The sequence below is a fragment of the Leisingera sp. JC11 genome (assembly GCF_040704725.1).
Taxonomy (GTDB): Bacteria; Pseudomonadota; Alphaproteobacteria; order Rhodobacterales; family Rhodobacteraceae; genus Leisingera.
This window is the reverse complement of sequence record NZ_JBFCVS010000010.1, coordinates 109,731-124,309: the sequence shown is the minus strand read 5'-3', so window position 1 is coordinate 124,309 and position 14,579 is coordinate 109,731. Positions and strand designations below refer to the sequence as shown.

Sequence of the window (14,579 nt, the reverse complement as noted above, 5' to 3'; positions counted from 1 at the left end):
ATCCAAACCGTCAGAACTCTTCTCACTGCGCGTATCACACTTGGGCCAAAGAAATTTTTTCTTCCAAATAACGCGATCCGGTATGTCACAGTTTAATGCAATCGCCCCAGGCCAGTGGCATGGCTCCTCCAACACTTGAGGAGACTAAATGGGCACTGAACCTAGTGGTGCGAACGCACCAATTCTGATCCTGACTGAAAACACATTCGAAGCTGTCGACATCAGCGACTATCTCATGCGCCGCGGTCTGGACGACATAATCAGCGAAACCAAAATTGAGCTTTGCGAAGCGTTTCTGGATGACCGTGCACCAACGCCACGGCTGGTGTTCTTCGCCTTCCCGCTCAGAGATCCAGCGGCCCGGAACTGGCTGCTGGCGGCACGTGACAAGGGCTGGCGCATCATTCTGGTCAACGGAAAGACCACAGATCCCGACCTAAGGAACCTGCCAATGCTTACCCGGCCATTTGCAACAGCGCATCTGGACGCAATCATGGGCCAAGTCGGGGAGTAGCCGCCGCTGAACCCGTGCCTTTCCGCGATGAATGGGAAAAGGCCTGACGGCCTTTTCCGGCACACCGAAATCCGTAGCAGTCCTTTGACGCCAACCCGGGCAGAAGGATGCTCGGGTCACCTGCGTGCGCATCAGGAGCAGTTTCGTCTGCTCCTGTCAGGCGTCCAGTTCAGTATCCCAGTACAGGAAATCCATCCAGCTTTCGTGCAGATGGTTCGGCGGGAACTTGCGCCCTGTGTTGCGCAATTCCTCTGCTCCGGGCCGCCGCGGCGGCTTGCGCAGAGACATCCCGGCCCGGTGCAATGATTTCGATCCCTTTTTGAGGTTGCAGGGGCTGCACGCGGCGACAACGTTTTCCCAGCTGGTCACCCCGCCAGCAGCGCGCGGCACCACGTGGTCGAAGGTCAATTCGCCCTTGCTGCCGCAGTACTGGCAGCAGAATTCATCCCGCAAAAACAAATTAAAGCGCGTGAAGGCCACGCGCTTTTGAGGTTTCACATAATCTTTCAGAACCACCACAGACGGTATTCGGATCTCGGTGCTCGGACTGTGCACCACCTCGTCATACTCGGCCACGATGGCCACCCGGTCGAGCCAAGCTGCCTTCACTGCATCCTGCCAGGACCATAGAGAAAGCGGGTAATATGAAAGCGGCCGGTAATCCGCATTCAGCACCAGCGCCGGGTGCTGTTTCAGCGCCCCTGGAGATCTGACAAACTCTGCCCTGAAATCGCCATCCATTTTTGAACGTCTTCCTCGCCCTGATCTTCCGTTTCCCGGAACCAGAGCGGGGAACCCGCCCCAGCCTGACTTTGACTATATATCGTGGTTGGCACCTGGCAAGCCCCAATGATCCACAATATATCGAGAGTTGGCTAAGCTGATTCCGTGACAGGCCCGTGACAGTTATCCACAGGTCGGCATGCCGCCTGCCTCTTGCCCTGCTGCACCTTCCCGCCTATTGCCCTGCCATGACCCGCCTGATCCGCTTCAACAAACCCTATGACGTGCTGCCGCAATTCACCGACCGCGGCAGCCAGGACAGCCCGCGGGCAACCCTCAGCCGGTATATCGACTGCCCTGGAGTCTATGCCGCCGGCCGTCTCGACCGCGACAGCGAGGGGCTGATGCTGCTGACCGACAATGGCCGCCTGCAGTCCTGGATCACCGATCCCAAGCACAAGATGGACAAGACCTACTGGGTGCAAGTGGAGGGCCTTCCCGGTGCCGACGCGCTCAAGCTGCTGGCAGAAGGCGTTGATCTGAAGGACGGCAAAACCCGGCCCGCCAAGGTGCAGGTGATCCCGGAACCGCCGGGGCTCTGGGCGCGCACCCCGCCGGTCCGGGTGCGCAAGACGGTCCCCGACAGCTGGATCGCGCTCACCATCCGTGAAGGGCGCAACCGGCAGGTGCGCCGGATGACGGCGGCTGTCGGGCACCCCACCTTACGCCTGATCCGCTACAGCATCGGCGCCTGGACGCTGGACGGGCTCGCGCAGGGCGCCTGGGAGGATCTGGAGCCGCCCGGCGTGCCCGGCCCGCCCAAACCCTCGCAGAAGCCGCCGCGCAGGCCCAAGGCCGCATCGCCGCGTCCGGCAAAAGGTGACAGGCCCCGCCGCCGCTGATAGCCTGCAGGCATGCTGCCCCAAGCCCCTTCCCCCGATGCCATCCTGGAAGCGTCCCTGTATGTGGACGATCTGGACGCGGCAGAAGCATTCTACGGTAGCCTTCTTGGACTGGAACGCATCCAGAGGGTCGGCAACCGGCATGTGTTTTTCCGCTGCGGCAGTGCCGTCGTGCTGCTGTTCAATGCCGCCGAAACCGTGAAGCCGCCCGGAAATCCGCGATTGCCGGTGCCGCCGCACGGCGCACATGGACCTGGGCATCTGTGTTTCACGCAACCCCGCGAGGATCTGCTGCTGATGCGGGAGCGGCTGCTGGCGGCAGGTGTGGAGATCGAGGCCGAATTTGACTGGCCCAGCGGCGCGCGTTCGGTCTATTTTCGTGATCCCGCCGGAAACTCGCTCGAGATTGCCGAGCCGCATCTGTGGGCCTATTGACCCACAGTACAACCCAGATTCATTACAGGCCGAGCTTGTCGCGCATGAAGGCCAGCGCGACGCTCAGCCCGTCCGGCGCGATGCCGTGGGCGGTGCCCTTCTGGATATGGGCAAAGACGTCCTGGAAACCGGCCTCCTGCAGCGCCTCGGCCGCCGCGGGCAGCGATTGCACCGGCACCACGTCGTCCTGATCGCCATGCACCAGCAGAACCGGCATCCTGGAAACCGCCTCATCCTTCAGCAGCTCCGGCGCCAGCAGACGGCCGGAAAATGCAACAATCCCGGATACAGCGTCCTCGCGCCGCGGCGCAACATGCAGGCTCATCATGGTGCCCTGACTGAAACCGAACAGCACCACCTGTTCCGGCAGCACGTCCTCGTCCACCATCAGCGCATCGAGGAAGGCGTTCAAGTCTTCCACCGCGGCCTGCATTCCGCGCATGCTTTCCTCTTCCGACGAACCGTCGATCCAGGGAATCGGGAACCACTGGAAGCCGAACGGCGCACCGGCACAGGCCTCGGGCGCGTCGGGTGCGACAAACAGCGTATCCGGCAGGTGTTCGCCCAGAGGATCGGCCAGCCCCAGCAGGTCCGCGCCATTGGCGCCATAGCCATGCAGGAACACCACAACGGAGCGGGTTTCGCCGGAGAGCGGCTCCTTGCGGCCGGCATTCAGTACACGAGTCATCGGATTCCTTCCCTGTCCTTCGCCACCCGGTAATAGGCCCACAGAATGCGCGCCGCAACCGACCGCCACGGCGACCAGGCTTCCGCAATTTGCCGCATCTCCCGCTCTTTCGGGCGGGCGGGGAGATCGAACAGAACCCGCGCGGCCTCCTGCAGGGCCAGGTCGCCATGGGCAAACACGTCTGCCCGGCCCAGCGAAAACATCGCGTAAATCTCCGCGGTCCAGACGCCGATTCCCGGCACCTGGACCAGCGTGGCGATCACCTCCGTATCAGGAGCATTGCGCAACGCTTTGAAATCAATACGTGCCTCGGCCAGCGCCCGGGCGTAACGGATTTTCTGGCGGCTGAGGCCAGCCGCGCGCAGGTCCTCGTCTGTTGCCCACTGAATCTTGCGAGGGCCGGTCAGCTTGGCCTCTTTCATCCGTTTCCAGATCGCATTGGCGGAGGCCACGCTCACCTGCTGGCTGACAATGGCGCTCAGCAACTCGGCAAACCCTTCAGGCTTGCGCCGCAGGGGCAGCGGGCCGGTCAGGTCCAGCGCATGGGCAAACCGGCAGTCCTGTGCCGCCAGCCATTCCGCGCCCTCGGAGACGCAATCGTCACACTGAATGATCCGGCCAACTCCGGGCAGAAACCTCTGCTGATCTGACGCCACGTCACCCCCTTTGGCCGCGGCTAAACGGCGGCCCTCCAGCGCGGCAAGCGCCTTGCCCCGCCCCCGGTTCACCGCTACGCATCCCATATGAGCATGACCATGACCACCCCCAGCGACGCGGTCGCCAAGAAAAACGTTGCCATCCTGGTGCTGGCCCAGGCGATCCTCGGCGCCCAGATGCCGATGATTTTCATCGTTGGCGGCTTGGCGGGCCAGTCGCTGGCCTCCAACCCCTGCTTTGCGACGCTGCCGATCTCGCTGATCGTGGGCGGCTCGATGCTGGCAGCCACACCGATCTCGGCAATCATGCAGCGCTGGGGCCGCCGGGCCGGCTTTTTCACCGGCGCCGCCTTTGGCGCGGTTGGCGGCCTGGTTGGCGCTTACGGGCTGTATCTCGGGTCGTTCCCCATCTTCCTGGTCGGCAGCCTGCTGACCGGCGTCTACATGAGCGCGCATGGCTTCTACCGTTTTGCGGCCGCCGACACCGCATCCGAAGCGTTCCGCCCCAAGGCGATTTCCTATGTCATGGCGGGCGGGCTGGCGGCCGCTGTCATCGGCCCGCAGATTGTGAAGGCCACCAGCCAAGCCTTTGTTATTCCGTTTCTTGGCACCTACATGGCGGTGATTGCCGTCAACGTTCTGGGCGCGGCTCTATTCCTGTTTCTGGACATCCCCAGGCCGCCTGCGCCCAGTCACGACAGTCCTAAGGGCCGCAGCCGCCTGGAGCTTCTGAAAACGCCGGTTATCGCCGTTGCGGTGATCTGCGCCATGGTTTCCTATGCGCTGATGAACCTGGTGATGACCTCGACGCCGCTCGCGGTGGTGGGCTGCGGTTTCACCGAGGGCAACGCCGCGGATGTGGTCACCTCCCATGTCCTTGCGATGTATGTGCCCTCCTTCTTCACCGGCCACCTGATCGCCCGTTTCGGTGTCGAAAAGATTGTCGCCGCAGGCCTGATAATCCTCGCCGGCGCAGGCGCAGTCGCGCTGCAAGGCGTGGATCTCGTAAACTTCTTCATTGCTTTGGTTCTGCTCGGCATTGGCTGGAACTTCGGCTTCATCGGCGCCACGACCTTGCTGGCCGGCGCACATGACAGCCATGAAAAAGGCCGAATGCAAGGCCTCAACGATCTTCTGGTGTTTGGCGGCGTGACCATGGCTTCGCTTGCCTCAGGCGGGCTGATGAACTGCTCCGGCGGCAACCCGGTGGATGGCTGGAACGCAGTGAACATGGCCATGGCGCCCTTCCTGATGCTGGCAGGCGGCGCGCTGCTGTGGCTGGTGATGCGGCCCAAAGCGGCCTGACCGGGCCAGTTCGGAGGCACGGGCAAATGAAAAAGGGCGCCGAAACGGGCGCCCTTTTTTCACGTTGTTTCCCTACCAGCGCCCGGAGACGGCCCGCCGCATCAACCCCGCCCGGCGCCGGAACTCGCTCAGGCCGAGGGCCCCCTGCGCGACCCGCTCGGGTTCGCGGATGGCCTGTTTCAAAACTGCTTCCGCCTGCCAGCCTGCCAGTAGCGCAGCCCCGGCCGATTTCGAAACCGCCCCCCTCGTCGAATGCGCTTCTTTCAGTTTTTTCAGCCCCTTGCGTGCCAAAGCTTGCACCCCTTCCAGAGTTCCATCCAGCAGCGGGATTCGCTTTTGCGCCTCCAGTTCAGGGATTGCCCGCAGCCAATTAGCGATGCCTGCGCCATAGCCGAAATCCCTGACAACAGCCTCATCCGCCTGCCCCAAAGACGCTGCAGCCATCCACATCAGCGAACCGCTGGTCCGGTCGATATAGCTGTCAAAGGCGGCCTCATCCTCAAAGGGGTCTTTGTAGATGTCCCAGCGCCGCGCCTCTGCCATGCCGTCAATGCAGGCCGCCAGTTCCGGCTTCAGCAGCTGCGCCAAAGGCGTTGACACATAATGGCGGCGGACCGGCTTCCCTTCGGCGATCTCCGCGCCAACATCGCGCCACCACTGCACCCGCATTTCGGCGATCATGCTCTCCTGGCTGGCCCATGGCGCCCGTGCAAGCTCGATATTAAAGGCGTACAGCGCGAACAGCAGCGGCCGCGCCGGAACCGGTGCAGCCATTGTAGCCAGAAACCGGTCCGGGTCGCTTTTCTGCACCTGCTCTGCGCAGGCCGTCAGGTCGGCGTCAAACTGCATCCGCCTGCCCGGCCCCGCTGTCATGGATCACCTTCCAGCGGATCGCATCAAGCAGTGCCTCAAACGAGGCGTCAATTATGTTCGGGCTGACACCGACGGTGGACCAGCGATGGCCCTGGCTGTCCTCGCTGTCGATGATGACCCGGGTGACCGCCTCGGTGCCGCCCTGGGTGATCCGCACCTTGAAGTCCACCAGCCGCATATCCTCCAGCTGCGCCGAATAGCGCCCCAGGTCCTTGCTCAGCGCCCGCGCCAGCGCGTTGACCGGACCGCGGTCGCTGCCGGTGTCGTCCAGCGACTCGCTGACGGACAAGCGTTTTTCGCCGTCAACCTTCACCACAACCACCGCCTCGGACAGGCTCACCATCCGGTTGTACTTGTTCTTGCGCCGCTCAACGGTGACCTTGTAGCGCTTGACTTCAAAAAAGTCCGGCAACTGGCCCAGCTCTTTGCGCGCCAGCAGTTCGAACGAGGCCTGCGCGGTATCGTAGGAATAGCCCTCCGCCTCGCGGTCCTTGATCCGCTCCAGGATCCGCGCCAGCGCCGGGTTGCCCTTTTCGACGGTCAGCCCTGCATCGGTCAAACGCTTGCGCAGGTTCGACTGCCCGGCCTGGTTCGACATCGGGATCACCCGCGCATTGCCGACCTTGCCCGGCTCGATGTGTTCATAAGTGGACGGGTCTTTCAGGATCGCGCTGGCGTGCAGCCCCGCCTTATGGGCAAAGGCCGAAGCCCCCACATAGGCCGCCTGGCGCACCGGAACCCGGTTCAGGATATCATCCAGCATCCGGCTGGTCCGGGTCAGGCCAGCCAGCGCCTCCAGGCTCACCCCGGTCTCGAACTTGCTAGCATAGGGCTCCTTCAGCAGCAGCGTCGGGATCAGCGCAGTCAGGTTGGCATTGCCGCAGCGTTCGCCCAGACCGTTCAGGGTTCCCTGGATCTGCCGCGCCCCGGCATCCACCGCCGCCAAGGAGCAGGCCACGGCATTTTCTGTGTCGTTATGGGTATGTATGCCCAGTTTCTCACCTGGGATACCGGCCCCGACCACTTCGCCGACGATCCGGTGGACCTCCGCCGGCAGCGCACCGCCATTGGTGTCGCACAGCACCACCCAGCGCGCGCCCGCCTCCAGCGCCGAGCGGCAGGCCGACAGGGCGTAGTCCGGGTTGTCCTTGTATCCGTCAAAGAAATGCTCGGCATCGAACAGCGCCTCGCGCCCCTGTGCCACAATATGGTCGACCGAAGCGCGGATGCTCTCCAGGTTCTCCTCCAGCGTGATCCCCAGCGCATGGGTCACGTGGTAATCATGGCTCTTGCCGACCAGGCACACTGCCCGGGTTCCCGCGTTCATCACCGCGGCCAGGACATCGTCGTTTTCAGCCGACCGGCCTGCCCGCTTGGTCATGCCGAAAGCGGTCATGGTGGCGCGGGTCCGTGGCGCCTTCTCAAAGAACGCGCTGTCGGTCGGATTGGCACCCGGCCAGCCGCCTTCGATGTAGTCGATGCCCAGATTGTCCAGAGCCTGCGCAATCTGCTTCTTCTCTTCGGTGGAGAATTGCACGCCCTGAGTTTGCTGCCCATCGCGCAGGGTTGTGTCGTAAAGATAGAGGCGCTCCTTGGCCATCACAGCGCCTCCAGCTTGGCCGGATCAAACCCGGCTCCCGGCACCAGTTCCACCCCGGCCTTGCTCATCCGCACTTCCAGTCCCGCCTCGACGAAGGCCGCCTTCAGCTCGTCGACTTCCGAAAAGTTCTTGCTTTCCATAGCCTTCTGACGAGCTTTGAACAGCCTTGCCTCATATGCGGAAAGGTCGACGGAGAGTGCGGAGGCCCAGGCGCCCATGTCTTCTGTCAGCAGCCCCAGCATTTGTGCCGACGCCAGCAGACCGGCGGCATCGCCCGCCGCTGCCAGCTTGTGCAGCTCGGCAATCGCACCTGCCGAATTCAGGTCATCGGCCAGTGCATCCAAGACCGCGGCAGCAGCGCTGGGCGCGGGTTCGATGCCCGCGGTCAGCGCCCGCCACTTGCGCAGCGTGGCTTCTGCTTCCTTGGCCTTCTTGTCGGTCCAGTCCATCGGCTTGCGGTAATGGGTCTGCAGGAACACCAGCCGGATCACCTCACCGGGATAGCCCTGGTCCAGCAGGTCGCGCACGGTGAAGAAGTTGCCCAGGGATTTGGACATCTTCTTGCCTTCCACCTGCAGCATCTCATTGTGCAGCCAGAAACGTGCAAACTCACCTTCCGGATGGGCGCAGCAGCTTTGCGCAATTTCATTCTCGTGGTGCGGGAACATCAGGTCGTTGCCGCCGCCATGAATGTCGAAGGTCTCTCCCAGCAGCTCAAAAGACATCGCCGAGCATTCGATGTGCCAGCCCGGCCGTCCGCGGCCCCAGGGGCTGTCCCAGCCCGGCAGATCGCCGGTGGAGGGTTTCCACAGCACAAAATCCATGGGGTTCTTCTTATAGGGCGCCACCTCAACCCGGGCGCCGGCGATCATGTCATCGACAGACCGGCCCGACAGTTTGCCATACAGCTCCTTCCAGCTGTCGACAGCAAACAACACATGGCCCTCCGCTGCATAAGCGTGGCCCTTGGCGATCAGATCCTCGATCATCGCCACCATCTGCGGGATGTATTCGGTTGCCCGCGGCATGTGGTCCGGCTCCAGGGCGCCCAACTCGCCCATGTCGTCGAGAAACCACTGCGTCGTCTCGGCGGTGATGTCGCCGATCGGCCGCCCGCTCTCGGCGGCGCGGGCGTTAATCTTGTCGTCAACGTCCGTGAAGTTTCGGGCGTAAGTCACTTTATCTGCGCCATAAACCTCGCGCAGAAGACGATAGAGCACGTCAAACACCACGACCGGCCGGGCATTGCCCAGATGCGCCCGGTCATAAACCGTGGGGCCGCAGACATACATCCGCACGTTGCTGGCGTCGATCGGCTCGAAGACCTCTTTCTTGCGGGTCTTCGTGTTCTGCAGCTTGATCACTCTGTCCTTGGTTCCCATGCCCGGTTCCTTTTGCATGCCCAGCTCAAAACGGCCGGCATCACCCATTGCGCGCAACGCGGGCTTAGCAACTTGTCAGGGAAATGAAAACGACAGAAACCAGCCCGCTGATATGTCAGCAGGTAATGCAGCAGATAATGGTGGTGCATTTCTGGTTCATGCAGGCTGCTTAGCACGGGGCGGCAGCCCCGCCAAGCCTTTTGGCAGCCTGAAAAGGCAGAGGCCGCCCGGCCTGCCTTGGGTACAGACCGGGCGGCCAGCGGCGCGGCGGAACTAGAGTGCCGCGCCGGTGCTTGTGTCAGTTTAGAACTTGAAAGATGCGCGCAGCGACACCGAGGTGGCATCCGAGCCAACGCCCGAGGTGCCGAACTCGTCGAAGTCATGCTCCAGCACTTCGCCGCCGATCTGCCACTGGTCGGTCACCTGATAGGCCAGGCCGACACCATAGAAGTCGCCGGTTTCGCTGCCCAGCGAACTGTCGGCCTCAGCCACACCGCCGGTCACATAGGCCAGCACCCGGCCGAAGTCATAGCCTGCCTTCACCTTGGCGCGGGCCACCGAGTCGACGGTTGCGCCGCCGCCCAGATCCAGGTCGGTTGCGTCATAGTCCAGTTCGCCGCCCAGCACGAAACGGCCGAAATCATAATTGTAGCCGCCGTGGACACCGTAAGCGGTATCATCACCCGAGGCACCGTTGCTGGCATCCGCGTCCAGCTGGCCGATCTGGCCACCCAGATAGAAACCGGTCCAGTCGCCGCCCTCATTGACCACAACCGGCGCCGGAGCCGGCGCGGGTTCGACCACCGGCTCAACCAGATTGCCGGCAAAGGCCGCACTGCCCATTACGGTTGCGATGGCTGTCATAGCTACGAAACGAGTCATTCAGACTTCTCCTTTTGCAGTCCCGGCGCAGGCTGTGCGCCGTTGACGCCTACAAAAGGTCTTTGCCCCGGAGTTTCCAGAGCCGCTCAGGTCACGATCAGTGAATTGGCAGTGACTGGCCGAAATCCCGAATCTGCCCGCGCTTTTCCGCCGGATTCCGCAGGCGGAAATTCGCCAAGCCATTGAAAAGGTGAACTGCTTTTCCTATCGCCCGGAGGAGAAACACGCAGAAGCTCTATCAGAACCGGAAAGCGGCGCTCACAGCCAGAGTCTCACCGCGCGGGCTGGCGCTGCCGTCCTTCGGCCCGGCCTCGTGATGCAAAATCTCTCCGGTCAATTGCAGCGCGCGGTTCAACGATACCCGCATCCCAAAGCCGAACAGCGGCCCACGGCGCCGGCCGCCGGACGCCTCCGCCTGAAGCCCGCCCAGGGTTACAAAACCGGTGGCCGGTCCAAAGTCATATCCGGCATGAAGGCGCAGCTGATGCGTTTCCTCCGCTTGCACCGCACGTGTCAGCGGCCCGTTTTGCCCGGTTGCCAGGCTGCCGCCGAATACAAAACCGCCCTCCCCGTCGCCATAGCCGAACGCAAATGTTCGTGCCTCTCCACCGAAAGACCTTTGTTCAGCTTGCAAAAATCCAGGGGAAACGGAACGGGCGCTCTCTTCAGCGAGTCCGGACTGGGCGTGGAATACGGTAACGGTGAGCACTGCAGCGAGCGTTTGGCAGAGTTTGGTCTTCTTAACCATCGGCATGTGGCTGTGCCTTCCTGCAATGCACCTTTCAGCGCGCCATCCCCCATGGCCCGAGCATAGGCATTAATGATTAATATTTCGTTCCCGGAACCAAACTGCCAGCTACCTTGCAATGCGGGAACCGATAAAAATGCCCTCCGCACCGTTAAAAATAATGAAATTTAGTAAACTCCTAGGGCTGCAGCCTTGCGGCCTGCCCCTGTGAAAAAAGTGTCGCATTTTTCACTCAGGTCGTTATCGTGCTAGAAACTTCGCAAACGCATGCCAAACTGCCGGGAAGTCACAGGAGACCGCATGCAGGAAGAACGCAGCCTTGTCAGCCTCATCTGCCGCACAATCGGTGCGGCGCGGGGCCGTGCGGCCAGAGGCCGGCCGCACTGAGTTGAAATTTCTCAAATTTCTACTCTCTTCTCCTGAAAGGCTCCTTGAATGAACGATCAAGCCTCCTCCACCCGCGCAGCCCGCAGCGGCGGACGCAACGCGCGCCGTGCCGCCCGTGCCGCCGCCCTGCCAGAGCACCTGCGCCCGGTCCGCCCCGGCATGGAATCCACCGCGCTGAAACTTCTCAGCCAGGCCGATATGGAAAAAATCCACGAGGCCGCGCTCACCGCACTGGAAGAGATCGGCCTCGCCGACGCCCCGCAAAGCGGCATCGATTACCTGACCGCCGCCGGCTGCATCCTGGGCGATGACGGCCGCATCCGGTTCCCCCGCGCGCTGGTCGAGGACACCATTGCCAAGGCAAACCGCTCCGTGACGCTGTACAGCCGCGACGGAAAGACCGACCTGCAGCTGTCCGGCGGCCGGGTGCACTATGGCACCGCCGGCGCCGCAGTCAGCATGGTGGACGTGCATGGCCGCGTGTACCGCGATTCCACCGTTCAGGATCTGCATGACGCCGCCCGGATCTGCGACCAGCTGGACAACATCCACTTTGTCCAGCGCCCGATGGTCTGCCGCGACATTCCCGACAACCTGGAGATGGACCTGAACTCCATCTACGCGACCACCGCCGGCACCACCAAACATGTCGGCGTGTCCTTCACTGAGCCTGACTTCGTGAAGCCCGGCCTGGAGCTTCTGCACATGATTGCCGGCGGCGAGGACAAATGGCGCGAACGGCCGTTTGTGTCGAACTCCAACTGCTTCGTCGTTCCGCCGATGAAATTTGCAACCGAGTCTTGCGAAGTGATGGAGGAATGCATCAAGGGCGGCATGCCGGTGCTGCTGCTGTCGGCAGGCATGGCGGGTGCGACGGCGCCGTCGACCATCGCCGGCGCGATCACCCAGGCGGTTGCTGAATGCCTCGCCGGGCTGGTTTACGTAAACGCCGTAAAGCCCGGTGCGCCCGCAATTTTCGGCACCTGGCCTTTTGGCCTAGACCTGCGCACAGGAGCGATGACCGTTGGCTCCGGCGAGCAGGCGCTGCTGTCCGCAGGCTGCGCCCAGATGCACAAGTTCTACGACCTGCCCGGCGGCGCTGCTGCTGGCGCTTCGGATTCCAAATTGCCGGATATGCAGGCCGGCTGGGAACAGATGTGCTCTGCGGTTATGGCGGGCCTGTCCGGGCTTAACATGGTCTATGAGGCCGCGGGGATGCATGCTTCGCTTCTGGGCTTCTGCCTGGAATCTCTGATCCTGGACAACGACCTTCTGGGCCAGGCGCAGCGCTGTGTCCGCGGCATCGAAGTGAATGACGAAACCCTGGCCCTGGACCAGATGCGCGCCACATGCATGGGCGGACCCGGCCACTACCTGGGCACCGATCAGACCCTCAGCCGGATGCAGGTGGACTATGTCTACCCGGCCCTCGGCGACCGCACCTCCCCGAAGGAATGGGTTGAGCGCGACAAGCCCGATCTGATTGCCAAGGCTACCGCGAAGAAAGAGGAAATCCTGTCCCAGCGGGCCGCCGCGCGGTTTGATGCCGCGACCGACATGGCCATCCGGGAAAAGTTCAACATCCACTTGCCGGCCTGATACCGGCAGATGCACCACCGAAGCGGGCCGGAATTTCCGGCCCGATTTCTTTTTCCCCTGGGACCTGCTTTCTTGTTGGGCCTCCAACGGCCCCCGCAAACAAATCCTGAAAATTTTCTTAACCTGCACCTTGCGCCAACCGAACTCACAGGTTAACGTATTGTAAAGCATCAATAATTGCAGGCACTCCAGATCAAATCGACCCACCAGTTTGCGGTTTTGCGCGCGCACTTTCGCAAAACACGCTTTGCGTATCCGCAATAGGATGCGGGTCAGAACCTCACGCAGCAGTTCAGCTTTGCAGGAATGCAGAGCTCAGTCCTAAATAACGGGCGATTTCCAGATCTTGCGATTTCGCACTGCGATCTTCAAAAACCTTCGATCGAACATGAAAACCGGCAAAATGGACTGAAGCCGTTAACCAATCACGGCAAGGCGGAGGCAGGCCGGGCTGAGGAAACAAAGCCTTCAGGCGAAACCACGTTAACGAGACAGCCAGGCTCCGGCAGCGATTTCAGAAGCAGGCGCAGGTTCCAATCCTTTGCGAAAATAACTCCCTGCCCAACACGTGCAATTTTGCAAAACAATTTTGCGAAACTGCAGCGCGGGACACTTTTCCCGCGCTGCCGCTTTCAAATCAGAAGAACGCCTGCAAACCAGTTTGGGCGCGGCCCAGGATCAGCGCATGGACGTCGTGTGTGCCCTCGTAGGTGTTCACGGTCTCCAGGTTCACCATGTGCCGGATAACATTGAACTCCAGGCTGATACCGTTGCCGCCGTGCATGTCGCGGGCCATCCGGGCAATCTCCAGTGCCTTGCCGCAGTTGTTGCGCTTGATGATCGAGATCATCTCCGGCGCCGCATTGGCCTCATCCATCAGGCGGCCGACGCGCAGAGACGCCTGCAGACCCAGGGTGATTTCAGTCTGCATGTTTGCCAGCTTCAGCTGGAACAGTTGGGTGTTTGCCAGCGGTCGGCCGAATTGGGTGCGGTCCAGCCCGTACTGCCGCGCCGCGTGCCAGCAGGCCTCGGCGGCCCCCATGGCGCCCCAGCTGATGCCGTAGCGGGCTCGGTTCAAACAGCCGAACGGGCCTTTCAGCCCCTGCACGTGCGGCAGCAGCGCATCTTCGCCAACCTCGACGCCATCCATCACAATCTCACCGGTGATCGAGGCCCGCAGGGAGGCCTTGTTTTCAATCTTCGGCGCGCTCAGGCCTTTCAGGCCCTTGTCCAGCACAAAGCCACGGATCTTGCCGCCATGCGCTTCGGACTTGGCCCAAACCACAAACACATCAGCGATCGGCGCGTTGGAGATCCACATCTTGGAACCCGTAAGCCTATATCCGCCCTCAGTTTTTTCAGCGCGTGTCTTCATGCTGGCAGGGTCGGAGCCGGCATCTGGTTCGGTCAGGCCGAAGCAGCCGATCCATTCGCCGGTGGCCAGTTTCGGCAGGTATTTCTGGCGCTGCTCCTCACTGCCGTATGCATAGATGGGATACATCACCAGCGAGCTTTGCACCGACATCATCGACCGGTATCCGCTGTCGACACGCTCTACTTCACGTGCCACCAGACCGTAGGAGACATAGCCGCCGCCAAGCCCGCCGTATTCCTCCGGAATGGTGGTGCCGAGGAGGCCCATCTCGCCCATTTCGCGGAAGATCTCAGGATCAGTTTCCTCGTTCTCATAAGCACTTAGCACGCGCGGCTGAAGTTTTTCCTGCGCGTAGGCCCGGGCCGAGGCGGAGATCATCCGCTCGTCCTCGGTAAGCTGGTCCTCCAGACGCAGCGCGTCTTCCCAGTTGAAACGGCCCAGATCCGGGGCATCCTTGGCGCGCAGGGCGGGTTTGTCGGTCATCTTGTCACCTCAGTGGTTCGCGATTTG

At 62.1% G+C, this 14,579-nt stretch carries 14 protein-coding genes; 5 read left to right on the top strand and 9 right to left on the bottom strand.

Annotated features, from left to right (window positions below; all coding sequences use genetic code 11):
- Window positions 1-148: 148 nt before the first annotated feature.
- On the top strand, window positions 149-514 hold the full coding sequence (locus AB1A62_RS12990) for a hypothetical protein (protein WP_366661884.1): 366 nt from the start codon (window positions 149-151) through the stop codon (window positions 512-514).
- A gap of 156 nt (window positions 515-670) precedes the next feature.
- Here the strand turns inward: AB1A62_RS12990 and AB1A62_RS12985 are convergent, their stop codons facing one another.
- A complete protein-coding gene (locus AB1A62_RS12985; RefSeq protein WP_019297838.1) occupies window positions 671-1,255 on the bottom strand; it encodes an HNH endonuclease in 585 nt (194 codons plus the stop codon).
- Window positions 1,256-1,485: 230 nt separating this feature from the next.
- Here AB1A62_RS12985 and AB1A62_RS12980 point away from each other — a divergent pair, with 230 nt between their 5' ends.
- Window positions 1,486-2,139: a pseudouridine synthase gene (locus AB1A62_RS12980; RefSeq protein WP_366661883.1), complete on the top strand. Its 654-nt coding sequence runs from the start codon at window positions 1,486-1,488 to the stop codon at window positions 2,137-2,139.
- A gap of 12 nt (window positions 2,140-2,151) precedes the next feature.
- Window positions 2,152-2,574 (top strand): VOC family protein, encoded by a 423-nt coding sequence (locus AB1A62_RS12975; protein WP_366661882.1) that lies wholly within the window; start codon window positions 2,152-2,154, stop codon window positions 2,572-2,574.
- Window positions 2,575-2,596: 22 nt separating this feature from the next.
- On the opposite strand, the gene AB1A62_RS12970 is transcribed toward AB1A62_RS12975, so the two are convergent.
- A complete protein-coding gene (locus AB1A62_RS12970) occupies window positions 2,597-3,262 on the bottom strand; it encodes an alpha/beta fold hydrolase (protein WP_366661881.1) in 666 nt (221 codons plus the stop codon).
- The gene (locus AB1A62_RS12965; RefSeq protein WP_366661880.1) at window positions 3,259-4,005 is read right to left on the bottom strand and encodes a DNA-3-methyladenine glycosylase 2 family protein; all 747 of its coding nucleotides are present in this window, start codon (window positions 4,003-4,005) and stop codon (window positions 3,259-3,261) included. The genes AB1A62_RS12970 and AB1A62_RS12965 overlap by 4 nt, the downstream gene beginning before the upstream one ends.
- On the opposite strand from AB1A62_RS12965, the gene AB1A62_RS12960 reads away from it, so the two are divergent.
- A complete protein-coding gene (locus AB1A62_RS12960; RefSeq protein WP_366661879.1) occupies window positions 4,006-5,223 on the top strand; it encodes an MFS transporter in 1,218 nt (405 codons plus the stop codon).
- A 72-nt stretch (window positions 5,224-5,295) separates the two neighbouring features.
- Here AB1A62_RS12960 and AB1A62_RS12955 read toward each other — a convergent pair whose 3' ends face one another.
- From AB1A62_RS12955 to AB1A62_RS12935, 5 genes are all read right to left on the bottom strand, one after another.
- Window positions 5,296-6,072 (bottom strand): squalene/phytoene synthase family protein, encoded by a 777-nt coding sequence (locus tag AB1A62_RS12955; protein ID WP_366661933.1) that lies wholly within the window; start codon window positions 6,070-6,072, stop codon window positions 5,296-5,298.
- On the bottom strand, window positions 6,062-7,696 hold the full coding sequence (gene cimA, locus AB1A62_RS12950) for a citramalate synthase (RefSeq protein ID WP_366661878.1): 1,635 nt from the start codon (window positions 7,694-7,696) through the stop codon (window positions 6,062-6,064). Before cimA ends, AB1A62_RS12955 begins: the two co-directional genes overlap by 11 nt.
- A complete protein-coding gene (gene cysS / locus AB1A62_RS12945) occupies window positions 7,696-9,078 on the bottom strand; it encodes a cysteine--tRNA ligase (protein WP_366661932.1) in 1,383 nt (460 codons plus the stop codon). Before cysS ends, cimA begins: the two co-directional genes overlap by 1 nt.
- Before the next feature lie 303 nt (window positions 9,079-9,381).
- A complete protein-coding gene (locus AB1A62_RS12940) occupies window positions 9,382-9,960 on the bottom strand; it encodes an outer membrane beta-barrel protein (protein ID WP_366661877.1) in 579 nt (192 codons plus the stop codon).
- Between the two features lie 238 nt (window positions 9,961-10,198).
- Window positions 10,199-10,714, bottom strand: a complete 516-nt coding sequence (locus AB1A62_RS12935) for a hypothetical protein (RefSeq protein WP_366661876.1) — start codon at window positions 10,712-10,714, stop codon at window positions 10,199-10,201.
- A 429-nt stretch (window positions 10,715-11,143) separates the two neighbouring features.
- On the opposite strand from AB1A62_RS12935, the gene AB1A62_RS12930 reads away from it, so the two are divergent.
- Window positions 11,144-12,694 carry a trimethylamine methyltransferase family protein gene (locus AB1A62_RS12930; protein WP_366661875.1) on the top strand — a complete coding sequence of 517 codons (1,551 nt, stop codon included), beginning with the start codon at window positions 11,144-11,146 and terminating at the stop codon, window positions 12,692-12,694.
- 637 nt (window positions 12,695-13,331) lie between these two features.
- Here AB1A62_RS12930 and AB1A62_RS12925 read toward each other — a convergent pair.
- Window positions 13,332-14,552 (bottom strand): acyl-CoA dehydrogenase, encoded by a 1,221-nt coding sequence (locus AB1A62_RS12925; RefSeq protein ID WP_366661874.1) that lies wholly within the window; start codon window positions 14,550-14,552, stop codon window positions 13,332-13,334.
- Between the last annotated feature and the right edge of the window lie 27 nt (window positions 14,553-14,579).